The sequence below is a fragment of the Chamaesiphon polymorphus CCALA 037 genome (genome assembly GCF_003003845.1).
GTDB classification, from domain to species: Bacteria; Cyanobacteriota; Cyanobacteriia; order Cyanobacteriales; family Chamaesiphonaceae; genus Chamaesiphon; species Chamaesiphon polymorphus.
In genome coordinates, this window is sequence record NZ_PVWO01000552.1 from 1 (window position 1) to 3,623 (window position 3,623).

Consider the following 3,623-nt stretch of genomic DNA (forward strand, 5'->3'; position numbering starts at 1 on the left):
CCCCTAATCCCAATACCCATCGTAAGTAGTTTAATTCGTCTTCTAATACTTCTACCGATTCACTAACTCGGACATAGCCCTGAAGCATATTTTGTCCGTTAATATTTTTATAAATCGATCGGGTGAGCGAGTAGAGTTGATTGTTGTGAGCAAAAGGTCGATCGGGTTGTAAGGGAACGAAATCAAAGGTTCGCCCACTGGTTGCTAATAATTGAGAACGCTTATCAAACCATTCAATTCTCTGTCTGGGGGATCTCATATTTTGCCAAGAAATATCTAGATCTCCATCGTTATCGATTGGGAGTGTCGGTGCTAACTGAGTCGGATCGACTCTCTTCCGCATCACCTGTGTCAACCATTGTTTCTGCACATCTGTTAGACTATGCGCCGCTCCATCGGCTAGTACGCTCAATCGATCGTCCATGCCACGATACAAACTTTTTAAAAACAACCCATAAGTTGCTAGCCCAGAAATGCCAAATGTTGCTAGCATGACTGCTAAATAAGATAGTAACAACCGCCACCGCAGTCTAGAATATCGATCGCCATTGCCGTTGGCGTAGCCTCGCAGAATGCGAATCGACTGTTTGGCTGGCTGAAAATATCTGCTCATCGGTGTTTTAAATGGGCTTCAGTCGGTACCCTAAACCATATACAGTTTCAATCAAATCGACAGGTGCGCCCGCAAGCTTCAGCTTTTTACGCAATTCCTTGACATGAAACTTAATTGCGTCTTCTTGTGGCAGATTGTCAAGCGTCCACAATCGATCGATTATGGCACTGCGGCTTAGTGTTCGATTTCCAGTCCGCAGCAGTAGTTCTAAAATAGCGTATTCTTTAGAAGTTAACTTCAGTATATTCCCTTGATAACGGACGATCTCATTACTAGGATCGAGTTCCAGGTCTTCCCAAGCGAGCAAAGGGGATGCACCAATATTACCGCGCCGCAATAATGCTCGAATTCTGGCAAATAATTCTGGGAGATCGAATGGTTTGACAACATAATCATCTGCCCCAACATCTAATCCCAAGACCCTATCCATACTTGTATCCTTTGCCGTCAGCATTAATACTGGTGTTGTAATCCCAATCGATCTCAACTGCCGACACAGAGTAATTCCATCAATCTTGGGTAGCATGAGATCCAGCAAGATGAGATCGTAGGTCAGACCTTCAATATATTGCCACCCAATTTTCCCGTCCATTGCCAGATCGACGGTATAGTTGTGTTTTACTAGTACCTCTGTTAGCGATCTGGCAATTTGTTGGTTATCTTCAACTAGTAAAATTCTCATCCCAATCTTATTCCCAAATTATGCCGATCGTTAGTAAAGTACTCGATCGGAAAAATGCTTAAAGGCTCTAGTTGACTACGAAATTCTATCATTTATTGAAACTGTGCCAATGCACCGAGAAGACTGGGCGGCGATCGTGCAGACTGTAACCTAGCAATCGCCTTTGCCATTGCGGCTGGACTAGGATCGATCGACGAGAACACCGTGGTTTTGGGCTATCTGCTCAACATATCGATAACCTCATTCTATAAGCTTATAGCGAGAAGTGAGTAAAATCGATGCAATTTTTTTTAGCTACAGAAGTAAATAGTCGAGCGAATATGCAAATTACTGGTGATAAATCTAGCGATGACATAATAGATAAAAATTAACTGACCTTGCTATAGCTTACAGGTGCATAAAAAATTGTTCTGGCTTGGGTTCTTCCTCTTTTTTCGGGAATAAATGCTTGCCAAATTTGGAATATAGAGCGGGTAATACTAATAACGTAATCGCTGTAGAAGTAAACAAGCCACCAAAGACAACGATCGATAGAGGTTGTAATAATTCCTGTCCCGATCCACCTTGAAATACCATCGGTGCTAACCCCAATCCCGAAGTTAACGCCGTCATCAAAATTGCATTTAATCGCTCCATCGAACCTTTGACAATAACTTCTTTCATCGGCATTCCTTCAGCATATTTAGTATTGTAATTATCTACTAGTAATAATCCGTTCCGAGTTGCGACCCCAAATAAAGATACAAATCCCACTAAAGACGCGATCGAAATTACGCCACCCGTCAGAGCTACAGCAATTACCCCACCTACCAGAGCAATTGGTAAGTTAATCATAATCATTAGTGTTGACGGGATAGATTTAACGGAAAGATACATCAGGACAGTAATTGCCACAAACGCGATCGCGCTGAAAACTAATATGTTTTTAGTAGCGCGTTCTTCCGCTTCAAATTGACCTGCATATTGAATAAAATATCCTGCTGGTAATTGGACATTGCTTTTAACTTTAGTTTCGATCTCCGTCACAACCGATCGAATATCGCGACCTTTCGCATTGGCTGAAACGACGATTAAGCGTGAAACATTTTCTCGATTGATGGTATTTGGCCCCTTCCCTCGCTCGATCTTGGCGATACTAGCTAAAGGGATTTTTTGATTGTTGGGAGTATCGATTAAAAGATTGCGAATGGTTTCTATGTTCTGCCGTGCTTCAGGCTTCAACCAGACAACTAGATCGAAGGATTGTTGATTTTCTAGCACTTTAGAAACAACCTTACCATTAAGGGCAGTTTCGATCGTTTCTGATAGATCTCCTACCGTGTGCCCGTAACGACTAGCGGCATCCCGATCGAATTTAATTTGAATCTGCGGTACTGGCAATTGGGGTTCGAGTTGTAAATCGACGACACCATTAACTGTTGCCATTTGTTTTTCTACTTCTTGCCCAATTTTCCGTAACTCTGCTAAGTCAGAGCCGAAAATTTTCACCGCGATCGAACTTCTTACCCCTGATAAAACTTCATCCATCCGATGTTGTAGAAACCCCCCAATATTTGCAGCGGCACCTGGAATTTTCTCGAATGCTGTTCGCATGATTTTGAGCGATTCTTCCCGATTTTCCATCCCTAGTTTACTGATTTCAACATCAACGTGAGCCAGATTCACACCTGCGGCATCAGAATCGCCAGCGGCGCGTCCGGCACGAGTTTGAATGAATGTAAACCGCTTATCATTTTTCAATGATTCTTCGACGACATGACCCGCTTTGGTGCTAACTTCGAGCGAAACAGTTGGGTATGACAATAGTGTGTTTACCATCGTTTGCTCCTGAAACTCTGGTAAAAATGCTCTGCCAAAGGAAGGAATAACTACCATTGATGCGACAGTCAAAACTGTGGCAGTCCCCATAATTAAGAGCGGATTTTTCATCGAGAAGTTCAAACACGCGCTGTAAATTGCTTTGCAAAATCTCGCCAGCCACGGTTCTCGCTGTGATACCTTAGTAGCGGGTAACAAAATCGCACACAAAGCTGGAGAAACGAGTAAAGATTCTAAACTAGAAACGACAACTACGGCTAAGTAAGCAATTCCCATCGGGGTAAAAATCTTCCCTTCAATTCCTGGTAATGTAAAAATCGGTGAGAAGACAATAATTCCAATCACCGTCGCGCCGATGAGTGAATCGCGCACTTCTTGAGAACCTTCAAAAATGATTTCTAGCGGGGTAAGGGGATTGCCCTCAGCTTCATTTTCACGCAAACGACGATAGGTATTTTCACCATAGACGATCGCATCATCGATCGCCGTTCCAATCGCTACCGCCAAGCC

Annotated in this window: 2 protein-coding genes and 1 pseudogene; all 3 read right to left on the reverse strand. The window is 43.1% G+C overall.

Annotated elements, in window-relative coordinates; genetic code table 11:
* Window positions 1-613, reverse strand: a pseudogene (locus C7B77_RS26190) (hypothetical protein); the annotation flags it as partial.
* Window positions 614-620: 7 nt separating this feature from the next.
* Complete coding sequence (locus tag C7B77_RS26195; RefSeq protein WP_106311912.1) at window positions 621-1,295, reverse strand: response regulator transcription factor; 675 nt, start codon at window positions 1,293-1,295, stop codon at window positions 621-623.
* A 387-nt stretch (window positions 1,296-1,682) separates the two neighbouring features.
* Window positions 1,683-3,623 (reverse strand): efflux RND transporter permease subunit (locus C7B77_RS26200; RefSeq protein ID WP_146138528.1); only part of this gene is annotated, 1,941 nt, incomplete at its 5' end.